Raw genomic sequence first — 22,601 nt, 5'->3', positions numbered from 1 at the left:
AGGATGCCATGCTGAAGTTCCTGAGCCGCAACATTCTGACCGGGCTCGTGACGATCCTGCCGGTGGTGCTGACGCTCTATCTGGTTTACTGGCTGCTGGTATCGGTCGAACTGGTACTCGGCGGGCTGATGCGGATGATTCTGCCCGAGTTCCTCTATCTGCCGGGTATGGGGCTGGTCGCGGCACTGTTGCTGATCTTCGTCATCGGCGTGCTGATGCATGCCTATGTGGTGCAGCGGCTGTTTGCGATGGCGGAAGACCTGCTTTACCGGATGCCGCTGATCAAGTCGATTTACCGCGCGATCCGGGATTTTTTCAACTATTTCTCTCCCGATGCGCACAAGGAGTTCGAACAGGTGGTGGCGGTCACCTTCGGTGACAGCGGCATGCAGGTGATCGGTTTCGTCACCCAGGCGCTGCCGGACAGGATGCCGGAGGGCTTTCGGGCCGACGACAGTGTGCTGGTGTACCTGCCGCTGAGTTACATGATCGGCGGGTATGCGGTGCTGATGCCGCGCAGCGCCGTGCGCCCGATCGACATGAGCATGGAGGAGGCGATGCGCTTCACGCTGACGGCCGGCGTCGCCAGCGTGCCCGCTGCCCAGAAAGCCGCAAATCGCAAGCCTCAGGGCGAAAGCCCCGGGTCCTGAGCTGCCCGTCCGTCACCAACCGCTGATGCAGATCAAGGGGGGGCGACAAATCCGCGGCACCTCTTCACCGCCGGGCCTATCCTTAACCAGGATATCGGCATGGCAAGGAGTGGAGATGGCGGTTTTGACGAGGGTGTTGCTGGATGTACTCAAGCCCCACGACCCGAACATACTGGAGCTGGCCCGGGCACTGTCTGACATCGGTGCCTACGGTGTCCGGGTACGGGTGGTCGAGATGGACAAGAACACCGAATCGCTGACGATCGAAATCACCGGCCCGTCGCTCGATTTCGACTCCATCCATCAGGTGATCCGGGATCTCGGCGCTTCCCTGCACAGCATCGACGAGGTCGATGTCGAGGGCTCGCAAGCCGGGCCGCAGTCGGAGTAGATGCGGTTGAACAGGTTACGGCAGATCGGTTTTCTGCTGCGGATCAGCCACTCCCACGGCATCATGCGCCGTTACTTCGTCGTCAACGGCTTCGACGGCGCTCTGACCATGCTGGGCCTGATCCTGGGTTTTTCGGTCAGTGAGCCGGCACCGCTACCGGTGGTCATTGGCGCCTGTCTCGGCGCATCGATCGCGCTCGGCGTGAGCGGTGTCAGCAGTGCCTATATCAGTGAAACCGCCGAACGCCAGAAGGCCCTTGGCGAACTGGAACAGGCGATGGTCAAAAGTCTCGAACACAGCGCCCATGGCCAGGCGGCGCGCTGGGTACCGCTGCTGGTCGCCCTGGTCAACGGTGCCGCACCGCTGCTGCTGTCGCTGTTGATCATCGGCCCGCTCTGGCTGGCCGAGGCGGGTCTGTTGCCCCGGGCCCTGTCGCCGCTGATTGCGTCGCTGTCGGTGGCCTTTGTGCTGATCTTTCTCCTCGGCGTATTTCTGGGGCGGATCGCCGGCATTTCGTTGTGGCGCAGTGGCCTGCAGGCACTGCTGGTGGCCCTGGTCACCGCGGGCCTGATTATGCTGCTCGGAGGTTGAGATGTCACCAAAGCCTCCCCGCGGGTGGCATTGCCTGAGCATAGACGAAACCCTCGACCATCTGGGTGCCGGACCCGAAGGGCTGGCGGCGGACGAGGCCCGGCGCAGGCTCGACAGCGCCGGGCCCAACCGCATTGCCGCGGGGCGGCGTCACTCGCCACTGTTGATCTTTCTGCATCAGTTCAGCGATCTGATGATCCTGGTGCTGCTGGCCGCGGCCCTGATATCGGGCCTCGTCGGAGAGCCGCAGGATGCGATCGCGATTCTCGTCATCGTGTTGCTCAATGGCGTGATCGGCGCCGTTCAGGAGTACCGTGCCGAGCGCGCGCTGGCGGTGCTGCGCAGGATGGCCTCACCGGAGGCCCGGGTGTTGCGTGATGGCCGGGTGCAGTCGGTCGATGCGACGACACTGGTGCCGGGGGATCTGGTGCTGGTGGAAGCCGGCAATCTGGTACCGGCGGATCTGCGCCTGATAGAAACCGAGGCGCTGGAGGCGGACGAGTCGGCCCTGACCGGGGAGTCCCAGGCGGTGTCCAAGACCACCGAAGCGCTGGCCGATGCCTCGCTGCCGCCGGGCGACCGTCGCAACCTGCTGTACAAGAGCAGCCTGGTGGGGCGCGGCAGGGGAAGGGGCATCGTGGTCGCCACCGGCATGCATACCGAAATCGGCCGCATTGCCGGTCTGCTGCGCAGCGAACACCGCGTCAAGACCCCGCTGCAGCAGCGGCTGACCCGCTTCGGCCACTGTCTGGCGCTGGTGGTGCTGGCGATCTGTGTACTGATCTTTCTTGCCGGCACGCTGCGGGGCGAACCGGTGCTGCTGATGTTCCTGACCGCGGTCAGCCTCGCGGTGGCCGCGATACCGGAGGCGTTGCCGGCAGTGGTGACGGTGTCGCTCGCCTTCGGTGCACGCAAGCTCGGGCGGCGCCATGCGCTGGTACGCAAACTGCCGGCGGTCGAAACCCTGGGCGCGGTCACCTATATCTGCACCGACAAGACCGGCACCCTGACGCAGAACCGGATGCGTGCGGAGCGCTTCTGGGCGGACGGGGAACTGCGGGACGCTTTGCCGGCCCCCGACGGTGACAGCGTCTGGAGCGAACTCGGCCGTGCACTGGCGCTGAACAACGACGTGGTGGCGAACGGTGACGAGGTCAGGGGCGAAGCCACGGAGCTGGCGCTGTTCGAAGCCGCGGCCCGCTTCGGCTACGACAAGGCCGCCTTGGAGGCCGGGCAGCCGCGCCTGGGCGTGCTGGCCTTTACCAGCGAACGTCAGCAGATGACGACGCTGCATCGCCTGGACGACGGTGGCATCGCCTACGTTAAGGGGTCGCCGGAACGGGTGCTGCCGCAATGCAGCCGGCATCTGGCCGACGGCGAGCGTTTCGATCCCGAGGCCGTCCTGGCGCGGGCCGAGGCCCTGGCCGGCGAGGGCTACCGCGTGCTGGCACTGGCTTCGAGGCGTTTCGACCGGCTGACGGCGGAGCCGGATCCGGAGCAGATCGAGCATGCGCTGTCGTTTGTCGGGCTGGTGGCCCTGATCGACCCGCCCAGGCCCGAGGTGCCGCAGGCGGTGGAGGAGTGCCGCCAGGCCGGTATCGTACCGGTGATGATCACCGGAGATCACCCGGCGACAGCCCGTGCCATCGCCCGGCGCCTGGGCATCTGCGATGACGACGCTCCGGTGATGACCGGGGCCGAGCTGTCGCGATTGTCCGGTGACGAGCTAGCCCGGCGGGTCGGGCAACTGCGGGTCTATGCACGGGTCAGCCCCGAGCAGAAGATCCGCATTGTGCGCGCACTGCAGGCGCAGGGTGAATTCGTCGCCATGACCGGTGACGGTATCAACGATGCGCCGGCACTCAAGCGGGCCGGTATCGGGGTGGCGATGGGGCAGAAGGGCACGGATGTCGCCCGCGAGGCGGCGGACATGGTGTTGCTCGACGACAATTTCGCCACCATCGTCAGCGCGGTGCGCGAGGGGCGCCGCATCTACGACAATATCCGCAAGTTTATCCGCTATACCATGACCTCCAACGCCGGCGAGATCTGGACGCTGTTTCTGGCGCCCTTTATCGGTCTGCCGATCCCGTTGCTGCCGATCCATATTCTCTGGATCAACCTGATCACCGACGGCCTGCCGGGACTGGCCTTCGCTGCGGAACCTGCCGAACCCGGCAGCATGCGCCGGCCACCGCGTCCGCCCGATGAAAATGTCTTTGCCCGCGGCATGTGGCAGCAGATTCTCTGGGTCGGTCTGCTGATCGGCGGGCTGTCGCTGGCCGCCGAGGCCTGGGCCTGGGGGCGCGGGGTCGAGCACTGGCAGACGGTGGTGTTCACGGTGCTGACGCTGGCACAGCTTTTCAATGCCCTGGCGGTGCGGGGTGAACGGATGTCCCTCTGGCAGCTCGGGCTGGGCAGCAACCGTCCGATGCTGGGTGCCGTGCTGTTGACCTTCAGTCTGCAACTGATGGCGATTTACCTGCCGCTGTTCAACGATTTGTTGCGCACCCAGCCCCTGCCGCCCGGGGACCTGGCGGTCTCTATACTGCTGGCATCACTGGTGCTGCCGGCCTCGGAGGCCGAAAAGTGGCTGATACGGCGCGGTTTCATCTATCGCCCGCCGGCTCGGGGATCCTGAGGTCTTAGATGAGCGTTGGCCGCAGCTTTGTGCACATGCACTACCCTTAAGGGCAGGGCGGCGACCATCGAACAGCGCCGCTTCCAGGAGGAGACGATGAGCCTTAGCGACGAACTTCGGCTGCAGGACGGGGACGCCCTGGTCCTGGTCGATGTGCAGCAGGATTTCCTGCCCGGCGGACACCTCGGCGTACCTGATGGGGACCAGGTGATCGCGCCGCTGAACAGTGCCGTGCGGCTGTTCCAGAGCCGCGATCTGCCGGTGGTGGCGACGCGCGACTGGCATCCGCTGAATCACTGTTCCTTCGAACCCCAGGGCGGCCCCTGGCCGCAACATTGCGTGCAGCATACCCAGGGTGCCGACTGGGCGCCGCAGCTGCAGCTGCCGGACGATGTCATCGTCATTTCGAAGGGCGACACCGCCACCCAGGAAGCCTATTCCGGTTTTCAGGGCACGAATCTGGCCGACCGCCTGCACCACCGCCAGGTGCGCAGGCTCGTTATAGGCGGGCTGGCGACCGACTACTGCGTGCTGCAGACGGTGCTGGACGCCCGGGCCCAGGGCTTCGAGGCGCTGGTGCTGAAGGATGCGATCCGGGCGGTCAATGTTTCGCCCGGCGACGACGAAAAGGCCCTCGAGCGCATGCGCGGGGCCGGTGCCCGGCTGACCCGATCGCAGGATCTCTTCGATGCCAACCGCTGAACGCGATGCCCTCTGTGACAGCCCGCAACTGACCGACCTCTACCAGTTGACGATGTTGCAGAGTTATCTCGACCAGGGAATGCAGGGCGAGGCGGTTTTTGAGTTCTTCGTGCGCAAGATTCCGGAAAACCGCAATTTCCTGATCGCCGCCGGCCTGGAGCAACTGCTGGATTTTCTGCAGCGGGCGGCCTTCAGCGAACAGGAACTGAACTACCTGGCCCGCAGTGGCTTCTTCAAGCCGAATCTCATCGACTATCTGGCGCAGTTTCGCTTCAGTGGCACGGTCCATGCGATGGCGGAGGGAACTGTCTGCTTCAGCAACGAGCCGTTGCTGCGGATCACCGCGCCGCTGCCCGAGGCCCAGTTGATCGAGACGCGGCTGATCAACCTGATGCAACTGCCGATCATGGTCGCGACCAAGGCCGCCCGCTGCCGCCTGGCCGCCCCGGACAAGCGGCTGGTGGATTTCGGCCTGCGCCGTGCCCATGGCGCCGAAGCGGGGTTGCTGGCGGCCCGGGCCGCCTATATCGCCGGCTTCGACGGCACGTCCAACGTGCTCGCCGGCCAGCGCTACGGCATGCCGATCATGGGCACCATGGCCCATTCCTTTATCCAGGCCCATGATGTCGAAGCGGAGGCCTTCCGCCATTTCGCCGCCAGCCAGCCCGACAACCTGGTGCTGCTGATCGACACCTACGATACCGAGCGTGGCGCCCGGCGGGTGGCGAGGCTCGCCGACGAGATCGGCGCTCAGGGCCTCGAGATCAAGGCGGTGCGCATCGACAGCGGAGAGCTGGGGGACGAGGCGCGCAAGGTGCGCGAGATACTGGATCAGGCCGGGCATCCCGAGATCGGTATTTTAGCCAGCAGCAGTGTCGACGAATACCTGATCCAGAGCCTTGTCAAGCGCGGTGTACCGATCGACGGCTACGGCATCGGTACCAGCCTGACGACGTCGGAGGACGCGCCTTTCCTGAACTGCGCCTACAAGCTGCAGGAGTACGCGGGACTGCCGCGACGCAAGCGCTCGAGCGGCAAGGCGACCTGGCCCGGTCGCAAGCAGTTATACCGTTACCTTGATGACAGCGGGTTGCTGCGCTACGACCGCCTCTGCACCGAGGATGAAACGGTTTCGGCGGGTATTGCGCTGCTTGAGCCCGTGATGCAGAACGGACGCCGGCTCAATCCGCCGGAGTCGCTGGCCGATATACGCCAGCGGGTGCAGCGCGAGCTGAACATGCTCCCGGCCCATCTGCGCGATCTCGAGCATCCGGGCTCGCTGCTGCTGCAGGTGTCCGATGATCTGCAACGGCTGGCCCTGGAAACCGACCGGCGTTTTGGAGGCTAGCCTGGCAAGCGTCAAGTGGTCAGCGTAAGCTGACCCACGACTCATAACTCTCGACTGATACTCAATGCTGAAACTTTCAAACCAGGTCTCGATCCCTGACGACGAGATCGAAATCAACGCCATCCGCGCCCAGGGCGCCGGGGGGCAGAATGTCAACAAGGTCTCGAGCGCCGTGCATCTGCGCTTCGATATCCAGGCATCGACGCTGCCCGAGGTCTACAAGGAAAAACTGCTGGCGTTGCGGGATGCCCGCATCACCAAGGAGGGCATCATCGTCATCAAGGCGCAGCAGCACCGTACGCTCGAGCGCAACCGCGAGGATGCGCTGAACCGGCTGCGGGAGCTGATTCTCAATGCCATGGTCGAGCAAAAGAAGCGCAGGCCGACGAAACCGACCAAAGCCTCCAAGAAGCGTCGTCTCGACAGCAAGACCAAACAGGGCCGCACCAAGGCATTGCGCGGCAAGGTGGATTACAGCTGACGGAAGGCGCTGGGGCCGGCCGCAATCGAAAGGAGAGTTGCCATGCAACCGCGTATCACCCTGATTACATTGGGCGTTGCCGATCTGGCCCGTGCGATCGAATTCTACGGCAAGGGGTTGGGGCTGCCGGTCAAGGAGAGCACCGACACGGTCGCCTTTTTCGAAACCGAGGGCACCCTGCTGGGTCTCTTTCCCCGCGAAGAGCTGGCCAGGGATATCGGCATCGAGGATGACGGCAGCGGCTTTGGCGGCATCACCCTGGCCCACAATGTCGAGTCTCCCGAGAGGGTCGACCAGGTACTCGAGGAGGCGGTGGCCGCCGGTGCCACCCTGGTCAAGCCGGGCCAGAAGGTCTTCTGGGGCGGCTATTCCGGCTATTTTCGGGATCCCGATGGCCATTACTGGGAGGTCGCCTGGAATCCGTTTTTCTAGAAGGCCGTCTGACTTGGCCGATCAGACCGGCACCGTCAGACGAGATCCCCCGTCCGGCGTTGCCGGGTATATCGCTGTCAGAAGGGTGTCTTGAAATTTGTACATAGGTGTCAGGATTGTCTGATGGTATCTGTATGGATGTCTGTACATAACGGCCGTCTTGGTTATCCACGTTTGTAAAAAATACATATAAATCAATAGAATAATAATACTGGCCCGACTTGTGCTGCTGTAAACATGACAATTAAAACAACAGCTGCAGTCTGTCATGAACCCACCTGAAACATTCTTCATTTCAAGCCGCCGCCCACCACCCGGCGCCGGCTGCTGTCGCATTCAACCGCTTGCGCTTTCGACGACGACTCAGCTGCATTCAATTTCCAGCTGCCGAACACCCCTGCGCAGCTGTTTGCGCCTGTTCGCACCCTGGGCCGCGGTCCTGTCGCGATCGGCTATCCTTGATTCACTAAACGGAGAACACTATGGCGACAACTAAGACGGCGCTGGTGACCGGCTCCAGCAGCGGAATTGGTCTGGCGACCGCCCGGACGCTGGCGGCCCACGGCTTCCAGGTGATGCTGCACGGACTGGAGGACGCCTCGGTCGGCGAGCCGATCGCGGAGACCGTCGAACGGGAAGAGGGGTCAGGGCCCGCTACTGCCAGGCCGACCTGGCGCAGCCGCAGCAGGTCGAAATCCTGTTCGAAAAGACGCTGGAAGCGTTCGGCACCGTCGATGTGCTGGTCAACAATGCCGGTATTCAGCATACCGCGCCAACGGCCGCGTTCCCGGTCGAAAAGTGGGATCTGATCCTGGCCGTCAATCTCAGCGCCGCCTTTCATGCCACGCGGCTGGCGCTGCCGGGAATGCAGCAGACGGGCTGGGGGCGGATCATCAACATCGCCTCGGTGCACGGGCTCGTCGGGTCGGCCAACAAGTCGGCCTACTGCGCCGCCAAGCACGGACTGGTCGGCTTTACCAAGGTCGTGGCGCTGGAGCATGCCGCCGACGGCATCACCGTCAACAGCATCTGTCCCGGCTGGACCGATACGCCCCTGCTGAATCAGCAATTCGAAAACTATGCCCGCGAGCATGGCGTCTCGTTCGAGGAGGCCAAGCTTGGTTTGATCCATACCAAAACGCCTTTCCCGTCACTGATACAGCCGTCGGCGATCGGAGAGCTGGCGGCCTTCCTGTGCAGCGATGCGGCGGCCGGCATTACCGGTGCGGCCCTGCCGATCGATGGCGCCTGGACGGCTCAGTAGGCCGGCATTACGGACAGCCCGCAAGGGAATCAACCGGCCTCGAGGCCACAACAGATCCAAGAGCGAAAACACAACTGGAGCTTTGAATGAAAACAATAAAATCCACTCTGCTGCGTGCAGCTGTTGCCACTGCCATTGCCGCCGCCGCAACTGCGAGCCTTGCCGCCGACAAGGTGCTGCTGAAAACGCCGGTCGCCTTCGGCACCAACCTGCCGGCGCTCGGCACCACCATCACCTGGGTTGCCGACCGTCTCGACAAGGTCAGCGACGGCTCCATCCGGATGAAGGTCTACGAGCCGGGCAAACTGGTCAGTCCGCCCGAGATCCTCGATGCCGTCTCGTCGGGCAAGGTCAATTCCGGCTATGCCACCGCCGGCTACTGGCAGGGCAAGATCCCGGCCGCGGCGCTGTTCTCCGCCGTGCCCTTCGGCCCCGAGGCCGGCGAATACATGGCCTGGCTCTATTACGGCAATGGCATGAGCCTCTACCAGGAGATGTACGACAGCGCGGGCTACAACGTTCATGTGCTGCCCTGCGCCATCCTGTCGCCGGAAACCTCGGGCTGGTTCTCCAAGCCGATCGAGAAGCCGGAGGACCTGCAGGGGCTGAACATGCGCTTCTTCGGTCTTGGCGCCTCGGTGATGGAAAAGCTCGGCGTCGGCACCGTGCAGCTGCCGGGCGGTGAGATCTTCGGCGCGCTGGAGAAGGGCGCCATCGATGCCACCGAGTTCTCCCAGCCGGCGATCGACCAGCGCCTGGGTCTGAACAAGATCGTCAAGTACAACTACTTCCCGGGATGGCACCAGCAGGCCACCATCTTCGAGCTGCTGATCAACAAGGACGCCTGGAACGGCATGAGCGAAGGCCAGCAGGCCATCCTTGAGACCACCTGCATGGCCTCGGTGACCAACTCCATCGCCGAAGGCGAGGCGATGCAGTTCCCGGTGATGGCCGATGCGGCGAAGAACGGTGTCGAGATCCGCTACTGGAACCAGACCATGCTCGATACCTTCAGCGAGAAGTGGCAGGAAGTCGCGGCCGAGAAATCCGCCGAGAATCCCTTCTTCAAGAAGGTCTGGGATGACCTGAGCCAGTTCCGCGAAGGCTACGACCTCTGGGAAGCCAACGCCTTCCTGCCGCGCAAGCAGGCGAATTGATCGAGGTCAGGCGTTACGGGTAACCCGAAAAAGTAGGGTGGAATGAGAGCCGAAGGCCCGAATTCCACCGGTGACATCAGGCAAGCGCGGAACCAGGCCAATCCAGCTTTGGGGCCGGCCAAGAGCACCGGTGGAATTCGCCTCAGGCTCATTCCACCCTACATGTCTAGGTCGATACCCTTTCGTTACTCTCTGCAAGTTTCCTTCGAGGTACATTCAAACGTGCATGACAACAACAAGCTGCCGGCCGTGGCGCTGGCGGACCGCATCGACGCGGCCATCCAGCGCCTGACGCTGGGCATCGGCTGGTGCTATGTGCTGCTGGTGCTGGTCATCATTCTGCAGGTGACGCTGCGCAAGGGCTTCTCCCACGGCCTCATCGCCCTCGAGGAACTGCAGTGGCATCTCTACGCCATCGGCGTGATGTTCGGCCTGGCCTACGCCCAGACCACCAATTCCCATATCCGCGTGGACCTGTTCCACACCGGTTTCAGGACCCGCAACAAGCGCATCATCGAGATCCTCGGCATCCTGGTGCTGCTGCTGCCGTTCCTGGCCGTGATCTTCCTGCACAGCCTCGACTTCGTCGCCGATTCCTGGCGCATCAACGAGAGCTCCTCGGCGCCGTCCGGCCTGCCCTGGCGCTGGCTGATCAAGTCGGTGATCCCGGCCAGCATGGCGCTGCTGGCGCTCGCCGTGCTGTCGCGGCTTTACCGTGAAGTCGTCTTGCTGAGCCGGGGGAGTAGTCCAATGGAAGCGAATGAAATTCTTGTGATCGCGATGTTCCTGTCGTTCATCGCGCTGCTGTTCACCGGCTTTCCGGTGGCCTGGGTGCTGGGCGGCATCGGCATCCTCTTCGCCTTTATCGGCCAGCTCTCCGATACCTATTTCGACACCATCACCGGGCTCGACTTCCTGACCCTGGGGCTGGTGGTGAACCGGCTCTGGAAGATCATGGACAACTGGATCCTGGTGGCCCTGCCGATGTTCATCTTCATGGGCATCATGCTCGACAAGTCCGGCGTCGCCGAGCGGCTGATGCACTCGATGCAGGAGCTGTTCGGGCGGGTGCGCGGCGGGCTCGCGGTCACCGTCACCGCCATCGGCATCATCCTCGCGGCCTCGACCGGCATCATCGGCGCCTCGGTGGTGCTGCTGGCGGTGATGTCGCTGCCGGCGATGACCAAACAGGGCTACTCGATGCCGCTGGCGCTCGGCACCATCGCCTCGGCCGGCACCCTCGGCATCCTGATTCCGCCGAGCATCATGCTGGTGATCATGGCCGATCAGCTGGCGCTGTCGGTGGGCGACCTGTTCATGGGCGCGGTGGCGCCGGGCCTGATGCTGGGCGGCCTCTATATCCTCTATATCCTCGGCTACGGTCTGATCAAACCCGCGGCGGCGCCGGTACCGCATGATGCCAAGCCGGTGACCTTCAAGGTGGTGTTCAACGTGCTGCGCGACGTGCTGCCGACGCTGCTGCTGATCCTTGTGGTGCTGGGCTCGATCTTCGCCGGTATCGCCACCCCGACCGAAGCCTCCGGCGTCGGCGCCCTGGGCGCCACCCTGCTGGCCGTCTACAACCGCAAGTTCAGCCTCAGGGTACTGAAGGACGTGGTGGCCGGCACCACCAACACCACCGCCTACATCTTCGCGATCTTCATCGGCGCCACCTGCTTCGCGCTGGTGCTGCGCGAGCTCGGTGGCGACGAGCTGATCGAGTCCTTCCTCACCGGGCTGCCGTTCGGCCCCTACGGCATCATCTTCTTCATCCTCGGGGTGATCTTCCTGCTCGGCTTCTTCCTCGACTGGATCGAGATCACCCTGATCGTGCTGCCGCTGCTGGCGCCGGTGATCTCGGCACTGGGGCTGTCCATCGACGGCTACGGCGTGGTCGACAACCCTGAGCTGGTGTGGTTCGTGATGCTGGTGGCGATGACGCTGCAGACCAGTTTCCTGACGCCACCGGTCGGCTTCGCGCTCTTCTACCTCAAGGGCGTCTGCCCGCCGGGCGTCAAGCTCAGCCAGATCTACCGCGGCGTGATCCCGTTCATCGTGCTGCAGCTGATCGGCCTGCTGATCCTGGTGTTCAGTCCCGAACTGGTGCTCTGGCTGCCGGCCAAGGCGTACGGCTGAGAATGCCGTGAGTGGGAGCGGCTTTAGTCGCGAATAGCCTCCATGGGTGCCGATTTCGTTCGCGGCTGAAGCCGCTCCCACAAAAGCCGCTCCCACAAAAGCCTCTCCCACGAAGGTGCCTTACGGAGACTGTCCTAACGCCTTAGGCAACTATACCGTCTCGACGAAAGGTGGCAGCGGCATGCTGGCGAAACGCTGGCGCACCAGCCGCAGCATGGCATCGGCGGCGGGGCTGAGGGAGCGACCGCGGCGCTGGAGGATATAGAGGTCGCGATGGATGGCCGGGTTGTCGAGAGGCCGGAACAGCAATTGTTCGAAGGAACGGGTGCCGGCGGCCAGGGCCGGCAGGATCGACAGGCCCAGACCCGCCTCGACCAGGGCGGCGAGGCCTGCCGGGTTCGAGACTTCGATGGTCGGGCGGTCGAGTCGCAGGCCCGTGCCATGACGGGCAGGGTACTTGGAGAGCTGCGCGCGAATGCCGGTATCGGTCGACAGCATCAGCAGTTCCTCCTGGTCCAGGTCCTTCCAGTCGAGCGGTTCCCGGCGTCGGGCGAGTGGGTGGTCAGGCGACAGCACGACGCCGAAGCGGTCGCGCAGGATCGGCGTATAGCTCAGGTCCGGCTGGTCGGAGTGATTGCCGCCGATGCCGAAATCGACGTCGTTGGCCAGCACATGCTGCTCGATGCCGGCGGCACTGTGGTCGCGCAGCAGGATGCCGATGCGGGGATAACGGGCATGGAACTCCTTCACCACCGGTGGCAGCAGGCGGGCAAGGGTCGACGGAGAGGCGGCGATGCCCACCTGGCCGTGCTGATGTTCCGCCACCGCCTGCAGGTCGGTGACGGCGGTATCGAAATCGGACAGCAGGCGTTCGGCCACCGGCAGGAAACGTTCTCCCTCCGGGTTCAGCAGAACCCGCCGGGTGGTCCGGTCCAGCAGCGTGAGGCCGGCCTGCTGCTCGAGCTGCTTGATGGTGGCGGTGAGCGAGGACTGGGTCAGGTGCAGGTGTTCGGCGGCGCGGGTGAAGCTGCCGTGGCGGGCAACGGCCACGAAGGCCCGCAGGTGCCGGATCGAAATATTATTCGTCATTAACGATCAATTAATAAAATTTTAGCGTTTGAATGATAAATATGAATTCTGCATCATAGCCACCATACTGACAATTCCTGCTTCGCAGAACGCCCCGCGCCGGGCCCGCGAAGCGGTCACGAGGTCCATTGACGCCATGATCCCACGCATCGCGCACACCGATACCACCGAACCGCTCTATCTCGAATTTATCGAGCGGCTGAAGAGCCAGGGCTTCAGCGGCGATATCAGCCCCGACTATGCCAACCGGGTGGTGCAGTCCACCGACAACAGTATCTACCAGCTGCTGCCCCAGGGGTACTCTATCCCGCCTCGGTCGAAGACCTGATGCTGATCGCCCGGCTGTCGTCGGAGTCCCGCTACAACCGTATCGGCCTGAGCCCGCGTGGCGGTGGCACCGGCACCAACGGCCAGTCGTTGACCGACGGCCTGATCGTCGACTGCTCCAAGCACATGAACCGGATCCTCGAGATCAATGCCGAGGAGCGCTGGGTGCGGGTGCAGGGCGGTGTGGTCAAGGATCAGCTCAATGCCGCGCTCAAGCCCTACGGGCTCTTCTTCGCGCCGGAGCTCTCGACCAGCAACCGGGCCACGATCGGCGGCATGATCAACACCGACGCCAGCGGCCAGGGCTCCTGTCTTTACGGCAAGACCCGTGACCATGTACTGGAGCTGCGCTCGGTGCTGCTCGATGGCAGCTTCTGGGAGTCGAAGCCGCTCGACGATGACGAACTTGCGACGATCAAGGCGCGCGATGACCGCGTCGGCGAAGTGCACCGCCTGGTCGACGAGATCCACCAGAGGCGTCGCGATGACATCGAGGCCCGGTTTCCGAAGCTGAACCGCTGCCTGACCGGTTACGACCTGGCCCATATCCGTGACGACCAGGGCCGCTTCAACCTCAACTCCGTGCTCTGCGGTGCCGAGGGCTCCCTGGCGTTCATTGCCGAAGCCAAGCTCAACGTGCTGCCGATCCCGAAGTACTCGGCGCTGGTCAACATCAAGTACGACAGCTTCGAGGCTTCGCTGCGCGATGCCAAGGCGCTGATGGCCTGGGCCCGACCTCGATCGAGACGATCGACTCCGGGTGCTGAGCCTGGCGATGGGCGACATCGTCTGGGACTCGGTGCGCGACTACTTCCCGCGCAGCGGGGAGCCGGAGATCGCCGGCATCAACCTGGTGGAATACACCGGTGACGACGAAGCGCAGCTGCGGGCCGACGTCGACAAACTGGTCGCGCATCTGGCGTCGGTCAGCGGCCAGCCGGGCTGCAGCTTCGGCCATACGGTGGCCTATGGCGCCGGCGAGATCAACAAGATCTGGGGCATGCGCAAGAAGTCGGTGGGGCTGCTCGGTAACGCCCAGGGCGAGCGCCGGCCGATTCCGTTCGTCGAGGACACGGCGGTGCCGCCGGAGAACCTCGCCGATTTCATCATGGAGTTCCGCGCGGTGCTGGACGCACGCGGCCTGCAGTACGGCATGTTCGGCCATGTCGATGCCGGGGTGCTGCATGTGCGCCCGGCGATCGACATGAAGGACCCGGCGCAGGAGGGGCTGATCCGCGAAGTCACCGACGAAGTGGTGCGCCTGACGCAGAAGTACCGGGGATTGCTCTGGGGTGAGCACGGCAAGGGCGTGCGTTCCGAATATGCGCCGGAGTTCTTCGGCGATCTCTATCCTGAGCTGCAGCGCCTCAAGGGGGCCTTCGACCCGCACAACCAGCTCAACCCCGGCAAGATCGCGACACCGCTGATCGACGGCGCCGAACTTTTGAAGATCGACGGCGTACCGACCCGCGGCCAGCACGATCGTCAGATCCCGGCCGGCGTGCGCGCAAGCTACGATTCGGCGATGAACTGCAACGGCAACGGCGCCTGCTTCAACTACGACCCGAACGACGCCATGTGTCCGTCCTGGAAAGGCACCCGCGAGCGTATCCATTCGCCGAAGGGGCGGGCGTCACTGGTACGGGAGTGGCTGCGTCTGATGGCCAGCCAGGGCACCGATCTCAATGCCGCCAGCCGTGAGGTGCAGGCGGCGTCCTTCCTGAAGGGACTGCCGCGGCGTCTGCGCAACAGCCTGCGCAAGGGGCGCGGCGAGTACGATTTTTCCAACGAGGTCCATGCGTCGATGATGGGCTGCCTGGCGTGCAAGTCCTGTGTCGGCCAGTGCCCGATCAAGGTCAATGTGCCGGACTTCCGTGCCCGCTTCCTGGAAGTCTACTACGGTCGCTATCTGCGACCGGCCAAGGATTATCTGGTCGGCAGTCTGGAGTTCATGATTCCCGCCCTGGCACGCTTCCCGGCGCCCTACAACTGGGCGATGCGCAACCGGGTGATGAAACGCTTCTTCCGCCGCCAGGTCGGCATGATCGACAGCCCGGAGATCAGCCGGCACGACCTGTTGCAGGGGCTGCGCCGGCGCGGCATCGATCTGGCGACGCCGCTGCGGATCGCGGAACTGACCGAGGCGCAACGCGGCAAGGCGGTGGTGATCGTGCAGGACGCCTTCACCAGCTATTTCGAAACCCACCTGGTATTCGACGTGATCGAGCTGCTGGGGCGGCTCGGCTTCTATGTGCTGGTGGCGCCGTTCAAGCCCAACGGCAAACCGCTGCACGTGCACGGTTTCCTGTCGGCATTCGAAAAGACCGCGCGCCGCAACGCCCGCATGCTGCGGGCGCTCACCGACAGCGGTCTGCCGCTGGTCGGGATCGATCCGTCGATGACCCTGACCTACCGCCAGGAATACGCCTATGCGATGCCCGAGGCCGAGTTGCCGGAGGTGCAGCTGGTTCAGGAGTGGCTGGTCGGTCAGAAGGCGCGTCTGGAGGCGGCGGGGCAGGGGCTGCCGGCCGGCGAGTTCCGGCTGCTGGCCCACTGTACCGAGAAGACCTCGGCGGCGCCGTCGATCCGCAGCTGGCAGGCGATCTTCGCGGCCCTGGGGCAGCGCCTGGAGGTGCTGTCCACCGGATGCTGCGGCATGTCCGGGACCTACGGACACGAGAGTGCCAATTACCAGACCTCGCGCCGCATCTACGACCTGAGCTGGCGTGAGCCGATCAACGACGTCGACAACCAGGGCAAGCTGGTCGCGACCGGCTATTCGTGCCGCAGCCAGGTCAAGCGCTTCGACGACCAGCAGATCCCGCATCCGTTGCAGGCGCTGCTCGAGCAGCTGAGCCGGCCGCGCCGGGCGGTTTGAAAACTTGTTCGGGGCGCGGTAACCGCACCATGGTGGGTTACGGCACGCCCGGAATGTCGAGGGTGGGAAGAAGACCGTGCCATGCGTGCCTAACCCACCCTACATTCTGGCCTGTGGGAGCCCGCTCCGCGGGCGAATGGCTGCCGGTGCTGTAACCGTTCGCCCGGAGACCGGGCTCCCACGATACTGTAAACCTCCGGGGGTTATTTCTCGACAAAGGCCCGTTCGATGACGTAATGGCTCATTTCGCCGTGACGGGACTCCCTGAAGCCCCAGTCGTCGAGAATGCCGCAGGTTTCCTTGAGCATGCTCGGGCTGCCGCAGATCATGAAGCGGTCGTCCTCGAGGTTCGGTCGCGGCAGACCGAGGTCGTCGAACAGCTTGCCGCTGCGCATCAGGTCGGTCAGGCGGCCCTGGTTGCGGAAGGGTTCACGGGTCACGGTCGGGTAGTAGAGCAGCTTTTCCCGGATCTCGTCGCCGAAATATTCGTTGTTCGGCAGCTCTTCGAGGATGGTGTGCTGATAGGCCAGCTCCGAGACATAGCGCACGCCATGGGTCAGGATGACCCTGTCATAGCGTTCGTAGATTTCCGGGTCGCGGATGATGCTCATGAAGGGCGCAAGGCCAGTGCCGGTGCTCAGCAGGTACAGGTGGCGTCCCGGCAGCAGATGGTCGGCCACCAGGGTACCGGTCGGCTTGCGGCTTACCAGCACTTCGTCGCCGACCTGCAGCCTCTGCAGATGCGAGGTCAGGGGCCGTCCGGCACCTTGATGCTGAAGAACTCCATCTCGTCATCATAGTTGGCGCTGGCGATGCTGTAGGCGCGCATCAGCGGCTTGCCCTCGAGCTCCAGGCCGATCATGGTGAAGTGACCGTTCTTGAAGCGGAAACCCGGATCGCGGGTCGTGGTGAAGCTGAACAGCGTTTCGTTCCAGTGATGGACGCTGGTGACGGTTTCGCGATTGAGATTGCTCATTATGCCTTTTCCTGCACCTGTCGGTGATTCTTATAACCTAATGGCTGCAAGACTAGCGCTATCTATAACCGGCTGTAAAAATGATTATACCAATAACCCTTATCGGTTTTGTCGATTATGAAATACACCCTGCGACAGCTACAGGTGTTCCTCGCCGCCGCCCACAGCCAGAACATCACCCGCGCCGCCGAGGGGCTGGCGATGTCCCAGTCCGCGGCCAGCGGCGCGTTGCGCGAGCTTGAGACCCATTTCGATATCCAGCTGTTCGACCGGGTGGGCAAGCGGCTGCAGCTCAACGAACTCGGGCGGCTGCTGCAGCCGCGCGTCGAGGCATTGCTGGCCCAGGCGGGAGAACTCGAACTGGCGTTTCAGCAGCACGCCGAGGCCGGTCCGCTCAAGGTCGGGGCGACGCTCAGCATCGGCAACTACCTGGCGGTCGGCATTATGGCACGCTATATGGCGGAACACCCCGATGCCCGCGTCAGTCTGGATGTGGAGAATACCGCGGCTATCGCCGAAAAAGTGCGCAGCTTCGAACTCGATATCGGTCTGATAGAAGGGGAGGTTCAGCATTCGGATCTCGAGGTGCTGCCCTGGCGCGAGGATGAGCTGGTGGTATTCTGCGCGGCGACCCATCCGCTGGCGCAGGCCGGCCGGCTGAGCGACGCCCAGCTGCTCGGGGCGGACTGGATACTGCGCGAGGCGGGCTCGGGTACCCGTCAGGCATTCGATCGCGCGATGTACGGGCTGATGCCGCGGCTGCATATCCTGCTGGAGCTGCAGCATACCGAGGCGATCAAGCGGGCGGTACTGGCGGGGCTCGGTATCGGCTGCCTGTCGCGGGTGACCCTCGAGGACAACTTCCGCCGCGGCGACCTGGTACCACTCGGGGTGCCGGAGCGGGACTTCCGGCGGCTGTTCTATTTCGTGCTGCACCGCCAGAAGTACCGCAGCGCCGGTCTCGAGCGCTGGATCGCACTGTGCCGGGACAGCTGATCAGGCCTTCGGGGGTGGTGGTTTGAATGCACTGATGATATCGAGCGGCAACGGGAACACCACGGTGTTGCTGTGGGCGCCGGCGATCTCGGTCAGCGTCTGCAGATAACGCAGCTGCAGCGCCTGGGGCTGGGCCGCGAGGATGTTCGCGGCATCGAGCAGCTGCTGGGAGGCCTCGAACTCACCCTTGGCGTGGATCACCTTGGCACGGCGAATACGCTCCGCCTCGGCCTGGCGGGCGATGGCGCGGATCATGCTTTCGTCCAGGTCGACATGCTTGATCTCGACATTCGCCACCTTGATGCCCCAGGCATCGGTCTGCTTGTCGAGGATCTCCTGGACATCGGCATTGAGCTTGTCCCGTTCGGCCAGCATGTCGTCCAGTTCGTGCTGGCCGAGCACCGAACGCAGCGTGGTCTGGGACAGCTGGCTGGTGGCTTCGAGAAAGTTCTCGACCTGAATGATGGCACGTTGCGGATCGATGACGCGGAAATAGATCACCGCATTGACCTTGACCGAGACGTTGTCCAGCGAGATGACATCCTGGGTCGGAACATCCATCACCACGGTACGCAGATCGACGCGAACCATCTGCTGGATCAGCGGAATGACAATGATCAGTCCCGGTCCCTTGACGCGGTAGAAGCGCCCGAGCAGGAAAATGACCCCTCGCTGGTATTCGCGCAGGATCCGGAACATCGACAGCAGCAGCATGACGCCGACCAGCACCAGCGTCGTCGTGAAGTAGTAAGCCATGGTCATCTCTCCATTTTTTCGACCCTGAGGCGGACGCCCTGGGTGCCCATTATCCTGACCCTGTCACCACGCTCGAGAGGTTCGCTGCACTCCGCCTGCCAGAGTTCGCCGCGGATACGCACCAGTGGATGGCCGTCATGCAGTTGTTCGACCGTACCGACATCGCTGACCAGTGCCGTGACACCCGATACCACTGCCTGACGGCGTGAGCGCCAGACCATGCCCAGCAGCAGCGCCAGCAACCCTGCGCTGCTGACCGCCAGCGCCAGTATCACCGGCAGGGCGATCTGGAAGGCGGGCAGCTCGGTGTCCATCAGAATGATCGAGCCAACGACGAAGGCGATGACGCCACCCAGGCCCAGCACCCCGAAACTCGGTGCGAAGGCTTCGGCCACCATCAGTGCCAGGCCCAGAATGACCAGTCCGAGTCCCGCGTAGCTCACCGGCAATACCTGGAAGGCATAGAGCGCGAGCAGGATGCAGACCGCACCGACGATACCGGGCAGGCCCATGCCGGGGTTGGAAAATTCGAAGATCAGACCGTAGATGCCAAGCAGCATCAGCACATAGGCGACGTTCGGGTTGGTGATGACGGCAAGAAACTCGCTGCGCCAGTCCGGCTGGTGTTCGATCAGGGAGGCGCCTTCGAGGTTCAGGGTCAGGCTGCGGCCGTCGATGCTGACCTCGCGTCCCTCGAGCTGTTGCAGCAGGTCGTCGAGATCCGTCGCAATGATGTCGACCACCTGCCTTTCGAGCGCCTGAGTGGACGACAGGCTGGCGCCTTCGCGTACCGCCTGTTCGGCCCAGTCGCCGTTGCGTCCGCGCAGCTCCGCCAGGCCGCGGATGTAGGCGACGGCATCGTTGATCAGCTTGCGTTCCATCGCCGTCCCGGCTCGAGGTGCGGGGCTGGCCTGGTCGTCCTGCTGGCCGTCCTTGTCCGCCTGCTCCGGCTGGGGTGACGGCAGCGAGGGTGAGGCGATCTGCACCGGCGTCGCCGCCCCGAGGTTGGTGGCCGGCGACATCGCCGCAACATGGCAGGCATAGAGGATGTAGGTGCCGGCGCTGGCGGCGCGGGCGCCGCCCGGGGTGACATAGCCGATGACCGGGAGCGGCGAGGCCAGAATCGTGCGGATCAGATCGCGCATCGACAGGTCCAGTCCGCCGGGGGTATCGATACGGATGACGACTGCCTTCGCGCCCGCCTCGCCGGCATCCTCGATGCCGCGGCTGAGATAGTCGGCGTTGGCCGGCCCCAGTACACCCTTGAGATCGAGCAGCCAGATGGCGCCGGGCTGGGGTTGGGCGGCGACGGGATGCAGCAGACCGGCCAGTCCCAGCCACAACAGCAGGACCGGCAGCAGGCGAAACAGTTTCAGGCGCAAAGCGGTTGGGATACGCATGGGTTCAGTATAGATGGCGTGTGAAAGAGGCGGCATGGATGACCGCACGCCATCAAACTTTCATCGACTTTGTGCTATAAACCGGCGCTTGTGAGCATGGAGGTCGTTGATGGGGCAGGTATTCGTTCAGTTTCTGCTGCTTGGCTGCATCAGCTTCGGCGGCCCGGCCGCCCATATCGGCTATTTCCGCCATCGCTTCGTCGAGCGCCTGGGCTGGCTCGACGACAGGGCCTTCGCCGACTTGCTGGCGCTGTGCCAGTTCTTGCCGGGGCCGGCCTCGAGCCAGCTCGGGTTCGCCATCGGCTATCACCGCGCGGGTCTTGGCGGCGCCCTCTGCGCTTTTGCCGGTTTCACTTTGCCCTCCGTGCTGTTGATGCTGCTGCTCGGGGCGGGCGGCGGCTGGCTGCTCGGCCAGTCCTGGTTCGACGGCGTGCTGCACGGGCTCAAGCTGCTGGCGCTGGTGGTGGTGGCCGACGCGGTGCTGGGAATGTACCGCAGCTTTTGCGCCCGTCGGGGGCTGGCGGCGCTTGCGGTGCTGAGTGCGATGGCGCTTCTGTTCTGGCCGGGCATCCTGACCCAGTTCGCCGTGCTGCTGCTGGCCGCCGCTCTCGGAGCCGCGTTGCTGCCTGGCAGTCGCGATACGGCGGCGGTACAGGCCGGTAGCGGCTTCAATTATGGGGCGCTGGCTGTCTTTGCACTGTTGCTGCTGCTGTCGCTCAGTGGCGTCGGGGAGGGCCTCTGGGGACTCTTCGGCGATTTTTACACCGCCGGCAGCCTGGTGTTCGGGGGTGGCCATGTGGTGCTGCCGCTGTTGCAGGGGCTGGTCGGGTCGCAGCTCGATGCCGAAACCTTCCTGCTCGGCTATGCCGCGGCCCAGGCCGTACCGGGGCCGATGTTCTCGCTTTCGACCTTTCTTGGCTACGCGTTGCTGCCGCAGATGCCGGTGGCGGGCGCGCTGCTGGCGACACTGGCGATCTTCCTGCCCGGCTTTCTGCTGCTGCTGGGTCTGCTGCGGCGCTGGCACCGGCTGGCGGCGCAGCCGCGGCTGTCCGGTGCCGTTGCCGGCATCAATGCGGCGGTGGTGGGACTGTTGATCTCGGCGCTCTATCAGCCGGTGTTCGTCAGCGCCGTGACCTCGGGGACGGATCTGGCACTGGTGCTGGCCGGTTTCTTCCTGCTTCGCGGCCTCGGCGTCGGTGTCATCTGGCTGGTACCGCTGGCGATCCTCGCCGGCTTCGTGACAGGTTACGCGTAACCCGTCACCCCTTGCCTTTTCGCGCCAGCAGGCGGTCGAGCTGGTTGGCGAAGGCCTGGCGGTCGTTCTGGGTCAGTGCCGCAGGGCCGCCGGTATTGATGCCGGAACTGCGCAGGGTATCGAGGAAGTCGCGCATCGACAGGCGCTGGCGCACATTCTCCCGGGTGTAGAGCTCGCCGCGGGGATTCAGGGCCAGGGCGTTCTTGTCGATCACCTCGGCGGCCAGCGGGATATCGGCGGTGATCACCAGGTCGCCGGCACTGATCCTGCCGACGATGGTATCGTCCGCGACATCGAAACCCTGGCTGACCTGGATCGCATCGATCAGAGAGCCCGGAGGTGTCGGCATGTACTGGTTGGCCACCAGGGTCATGCGTGTACCTGTGCGCTGGGCGGCACGGAACAGTATCTCCTTGATTACTTTCGGGCAGGCGTCGGCATCGACCCAGATATGCATCTTCTCTCTCCGGCAGGTTGTGGCATCGGGCGGGCCATTGTCGGTATTTTCCTGCCATAGTGGTAGTGCATTTGGCCCGCTGTTGGCCGATGATGCTGTTTCGCGGCTCTTCAGGGGCCGGTCAACCTATTGATCAAGGATATTAGGAGCCTGACGTGGAAGATCTTTTGCCCGAACTCTGTGACCAGTTCCCGGACCTGGTACAGGTCGTCGAACCGATGTTCGCCAATCTCGGTGGCCGCGAGGCCTTCGGCGGTGAGATCGTGACCATCAAGGCATTCGAGGATAACTCGCTGGTACGCGAGCAGGTCGCCGAACCGGGCGCGGGAAAGGTGTTGGTGGTCGATGGCGGCGGTTCGATGCGCCGGGCCATGCTGGGCGACGTGCTGGCCGAAAAGGCCGAAAAGAACGGCTGGGAAGGCATCGTGATCTTCGGCTGTGTTCGGGACGTCAATGCGATCGGCAGCCTCGATATCGGTGTCCAGGCGCTCGGCACCCACCCGATGAAAACCGAAAAGCGCGGGCTTGGCGATCTGAACGTGCCGGTAACGTTCGGCGGTGTGACCTTCCGCCCCGGCGAATATGTCTACGGCGACAACAATGGTCTGCTGGTCTCGCCGCAAAAGCTGGCGCTGGAAGAGGCGTAAGGGCGTGAAGCGCAAGGGCGTGAGGTG

General features: G+C 64.0%; 18 protein-coding genes and 4 pseudogenes. 17 read left to right on the top strand and 5 right to left on the bottom strand.

What is annotated here, in order from left to right:
• The first annotated feature begins 8 nt into the window (after positions 1–8).
• The 13 genes and pseudogenes from ACFQDL_RS29965 to ACFQDL_RS29905 all read left to right on the top strand — a co-directional run bounded on the left by ACFQDL_RS29965 (position 9) and on the right by ACFQDL_RS29905 (position 11,793).
• Positions 9–650, top strand: coding sequence for a DUF502 domain-containing protein (locus tag ACFQDL_RS29965; protein ID WP_379912549.1), 642 nt, complete (start codon positions 9–11; stop codon positions 648–650).
• A gap of 115 nt (positions 651–765) precedes the next feature.
• Complete coding sequence (locus ACFQDL_RS29960) at positions 766–1,041, top strand: DUF211 domain-containing protein (RefSeq protein ID WP_379912547.1); 276 nt, start codon at positions 766–768, stop codon at positions 1,039–1,041.
• A gap of 6 nt (positions 1,042–1,047) precedes the next feature.
• On the top strand, positions 1,048–1,632 hold the full coding sequence (locus tag ACFQDL_RS29955; protein ID WP_379912545.1) for a VIT1/CCC1 transporter family protein: 585 nt from the start codon (positions 1,048–1,050) through the stop codon (positions 1,630–1,632).
• A 1-nt stretch (position 1,633) separates the two neighbouring features.
• Positions 1,634–4,273, top strand: coding sequence for a cation-translocating P-type ATPase (locus ACFQDL_RS29950; protein ID WP_379912543.1), 2,640 nt, complete (start codon positions 1,634–1,636; stop codon positions 4,271–4,273).
• Positions 4,274–4,369: 96 nt separating this feature from the next.
• Positions 4,370–4,975, top strand: coding sequence for an isochorismatase family protein (locus tag ACFQDL_RS29945; RefSeq protein ID WP_379912541.1), 606 nt, complete (start codon positions 4,370–4,372; stop codon positions 4,973–4,975).
• Positions 4,962–6,323: a nicotinate phosphoribosyltransferase gene (locus ACFQDL_RS29940; protein WP_379912539.1), complete on the top strand. Its 1,362-nt coding sequence runs from the start codon at positions 4,962–4,964 to the stop codon at positions 6,321–6,323. The genes ACFQDL_RS29945 and ACFQDL_RS29940 overlap by 14 nt, the downstream gene beginning before the upstream one ends.
• A 64-nt stretch (positions 6,324–6,387) precedes the next feature.
• Entirely contained in the window at positions 6,388–6,804 is a 417-nt protein-coding gene (gene arfB, locus ACFQDL_RS29935) for an alternative ribosome rescue aminoacyl-tRNA hydrolase ArfB (protein ID WP_379912537.1), read from the top strand.
• 42 nt (positions 6,805–6,846) lie between these two features.
• Entirely contained in the window at positions 6,847–7,236 is a 390-nt protein-coding gene (locus ACFQDL_RS29930; RefSeq protein ID WP_379912535.1) for a VOC family protein, read from the top strand.
• Positions 7,237–7,718: 482 nt separating this feature from the next.
• Positions 7,719–7,808 (top strand): annotated as a pseudogene (locus ACFQDL_RS29925) (SDR family NAD(P)-dependent oxidoreductase); the annotation flags it as partial.
• A gap of 98 nt (positions 7,809–7,906) precedes the next feature.
• Positions 7,907–8,500 carry a 3-hydroxybutyrate dehydrogenase gene (locus tag ACFQDL_RS29920; protein WP_379913449.1) on the top strand — a complete coding sequence of 198 codons (594 nt, stop codon included), beginning with the start codon at positions 7,907–7,909 and terminating at the stop codon, positions 8,498–8,500.
• Positions 8,501–8,586: 86 nt separating this feature from the next.
• The gene (locus ACFQDL_RS29915; protein ID WP_379912533.1) at positions 8,587–9,657 is read left to right on the top strand and encodes a TRAP transporter substrate-binding protein; all 1,071 of its coding nucleotides are present in this window, start codon (positions 8,587–8,589) and stop codon (positions 9,655–9,657) included.
• Positions 9,658–9,699: 42 nt separating this feature from the next.
• Positions 9,700–10,368, top strand: a pseudogene (locus tag ACFQDL_RS29910) (TRAP transporter small permease subunit); the annotation flags it as partial.
• 39 nt (positions 10,369–10,407) lie between these two features.
• Positions 10,408–11,793, top strand: coding sequence for a TRAP transporter large permease (locus ACFQDL_RS29905; RefSeq protein ID WP_379913447.1), 1,386 nt, complete (start codon positions 10,408–10,410; stop codon positions 11,791–11,793).
• Positions 11,794–11,943: 150 nt separating this feature from the next.
• Here ACFQDL_RS29905 and ACFQDL_RS29900 read toward each other — a convergent pair whose 3' ends face one another.
• Complete coding sequence (locus ACFQDL_RS29900) at positions 11,944–12,882, bottom strand: LysR family transcriptional regulator (RefSeq protein WP_379912531.1); 939 nt, start codon at positions 12,880–12,882, stop codon at positions 11,944–11,946.
• Between the two features lie 136 nt (positions 12,883–13,018).
• On the opposite strand from ACFQDL_RS29900, the pseudogene ydiJ reads away from it, so the two are divergent.
• Positions 13,019–16,087: pseudogene (gene ydiJ, locus ACFQDL_RS29895) on the top strand (D-2-hydroxyglutarate dehydrogenase YdiJ).
• Between the two features lie 203 nt (positions 16,088–16,290).
• Here ydiJ and ACFQDL_RS29890 read toward each other — a convergent pair.
• Positions 16,291–17,063 (bottom strand): annotated as a pseudogene (locus ACFQDL_RS29890) (ferredoxin--NADP reductase).
• Positions 17,064–17,180: 117 nt separating this feature from the next.
• Between ACFQDL_RS29890 and ACFQDL_RS29885 the strand changes: the two are divergent.
• Complete coding sequence (locus ACFQDL_RS29885; protein ID WP_379912529.1) at positions 17,181–18,059, top strand: LysR family transcriptional regulator; 879 nt, start codon at positions 17,181–17,183, stop codon at positions 18,057–18,059.
• On the opposite strand, the gene ACFQDL_RS29880 is transcribed toward ACFQDL_RS29885, so the two are convergent.
• Together ACFQDL_RS29880 and ACFQDL_RS29875 are read right to left on the bottom strand one after the other, a co-directional pair.
• Positions 18,060–18,815 carry a slipin family protein gene (locus ACFQDL_RS29880; RefSeq protein WP_379912527.1) on the bottom strand — a complete coding sequence of 252 codons (756 nt, stop codon included), beginning with the start codon at positions 18,813–18,815 and terminating at the stop codon, positions 18,060–18,062.
• Between the two features lie 2 nt (positions 18,816–18,817).
• Entirely contained in the window at positions 18,818–20,215 is a 1,398-nt protein-coding gene (locus tag ACFQDL_RS29875; protein ID WP_379912526.1) for an NfeD family protein, read from the bottom strand.
• Positions 20,216–20,324: 109 nt separating this feature from the next.
• On the opposite strand from ACFQDL_RS29875, the gene chrA reads away from it, so the two are divergent.
• Positions 20,325–21,470, top strand: a complete 1,146-nt coding sequence (chrA, locus tag ACFQDL_RS29870) for a chromate efflux transporter (protein WP_379912524.1) — start codon at positions 20,325–20,327, stop codon at positions 21,468–21,470.
• 4 nt (positions 21,471–21,474) lie between these two features.
• Here the strand turns inward: chrA and ACFQDL_RS29865 are convergent, their stop codons facing one another.
• Positions 21,475–21,927, bottom strand: a complete 453-nt coding sequence (locus ACFQDL_RS29865) for a YaiI/YqxD family protein (RefSeq protein WP_379912522.1) — start codon at positions 21,925–21,927, stop codon at positions 21,475–21,477.
• 155 nt (positions 21,928–22,082) lie between these two features.
• On the opposite strand from ACFQDL_RS29865, the gene rraA reads away from it, so the two are divergent.
• Positions 22,083–22,574: a ribonuclease E activity regulator RraA gene (gene rraA / locus ACFQDL_RS29860; protein ID WP_379912520.1), complete on the top strand. Its 492-nt coding sequence runs from the start codon at positions 22,083–22,085 to the stop codon at positions 22,572–22,574.
• Positions 22,575–22,601: the final 27 nt, after the last annotated feature.

Origin of the sequence: Marinobacterium aestuariivivens, from assembly GCF_042661465.1 — a bacterium.
In the GTDB taxonomy this organism is placed as follows: domain Bacteria; phylum Pseudomonadota; class Gammaproteobacteria; order Pseudomonadales; family Balneatricaceae; genus Marinobacterium_A; species Marinobacterium_A aestuariivivens.
Note: the sequence above shows the minus strand (reverse complement) of the source record. Positions and strands in the feature narration are given on the sequence as shown.

Excerpts from the sequence above, each read along its gene's own strand:
- ACFQDL_RS29950 (WP_379912543.1), top strand. The coding sequence starts at position 1,634 with ATGTCACCAAAGCCTCCCCGCGGGTGGCATTGCCTGAGCATAGACGAA.
- chrA (WP_379912524.1), top strand. The coding sequence starts at position 20,325 with ATGGGGCAGGTATTCGTTCAGTTTCTGCTGCTTGGCTGCATCAGCTTC.
- ACFQDL_RS29905 (WP_379913447.1), top strand. The coding sequence starts at position 10,408 with ATGGAAGCGAATGAAATTCTTGTGATCGCGATGTTCCTGTCGTTCATC.
- ACFQDL_RS29880 (WP_379912527.1), bottom strand. The coding sequence starts at position 18,815 with ATGGCTTACTACTTCACGACGACGCTGGTGCTGGTCGGCGTCATGCTG.
- arfB (WP_379912537.1), top strand. The coding sequence starts at position 6,388 with ATGCTGAAACTTTCAAACCAGGTCTCGATCCCTGACGACGAGATCGAA.
- ACFQDL_RS29940 (WP_379912539.1), top strand. The coding sequence starts at position 4,962 with ATGCCAACCGCTGAACGCGATGCCCTCTGTGACAGCCCGCAACTGACC.
- ACFQDL_RS29945 (WP_379912541.1), top strand. The coding sequence starts at position 4,370 with ATGAGCCTTAGCGACGAACTTCGGCTGCAGGACGGGGACGCCCTGGTC.
- ACFQDL_RS29930 (WP_379912535.1), top strand. The coding sequence starts at position 6,847 with ATGCAACCGCGTATCACCCTGATTACATTGGGCGTTGCCGATCTGGCC.
- ACFQDL_RS29900 (WP_379912531.1), bottom strand. The coding sequence starts at position 12,882 with ATGACGAATAATATTTCGATCCGGCACCTGCGGGCCTTCGTGGCCGTT.
- ACFQDL_RS29965 (WP_379912549.1), top strand. The coding sequence starts at position 9 with ATGCTGAAGTTCCTGAGCCGCAACATTCTGACCGGGCTCGTGACGATC.
- ACFQDL_RS29960 (WP_379912547.1), top strand. The coding sequence starts at position 766 with ATGGCGGTTTTGACGAGGGTGTTGCTGGATGTACTCAAGCCCCACGAC.
- ACFQDL_RS29915 (WP_379912533.1), top strand. The coding sequence starts at position 8,587 with ATGAAAACAATAAAATCCACTCTGCTGCGTGCAGCTGTTGCCACTGCC.
- ACFQDL_RS29865 (WP_379912522.1), bottom strand. The coding sequence starts at position 21,927 with ATGCATATCTGGGTCGATGCCGACGCCTGCCCGAAAGTAATCAAGGAG.
- ACFQDL_RS29875 (WP_379912526.1), bottom strand. The coding sequence starts at position 20,215 with ATGCGTATCCCAACCGCTTTGCGCCTGAAACTGTTTCGCCTGCTGCCG.
- ACFQDL_RS29885 (WP_379912529.1), top strand. The coding sequence starts at position 17,181 with ATGAAATACACCCTGCGACAGCTACAGGTGTTCCTCGCCGCCGCCCAC.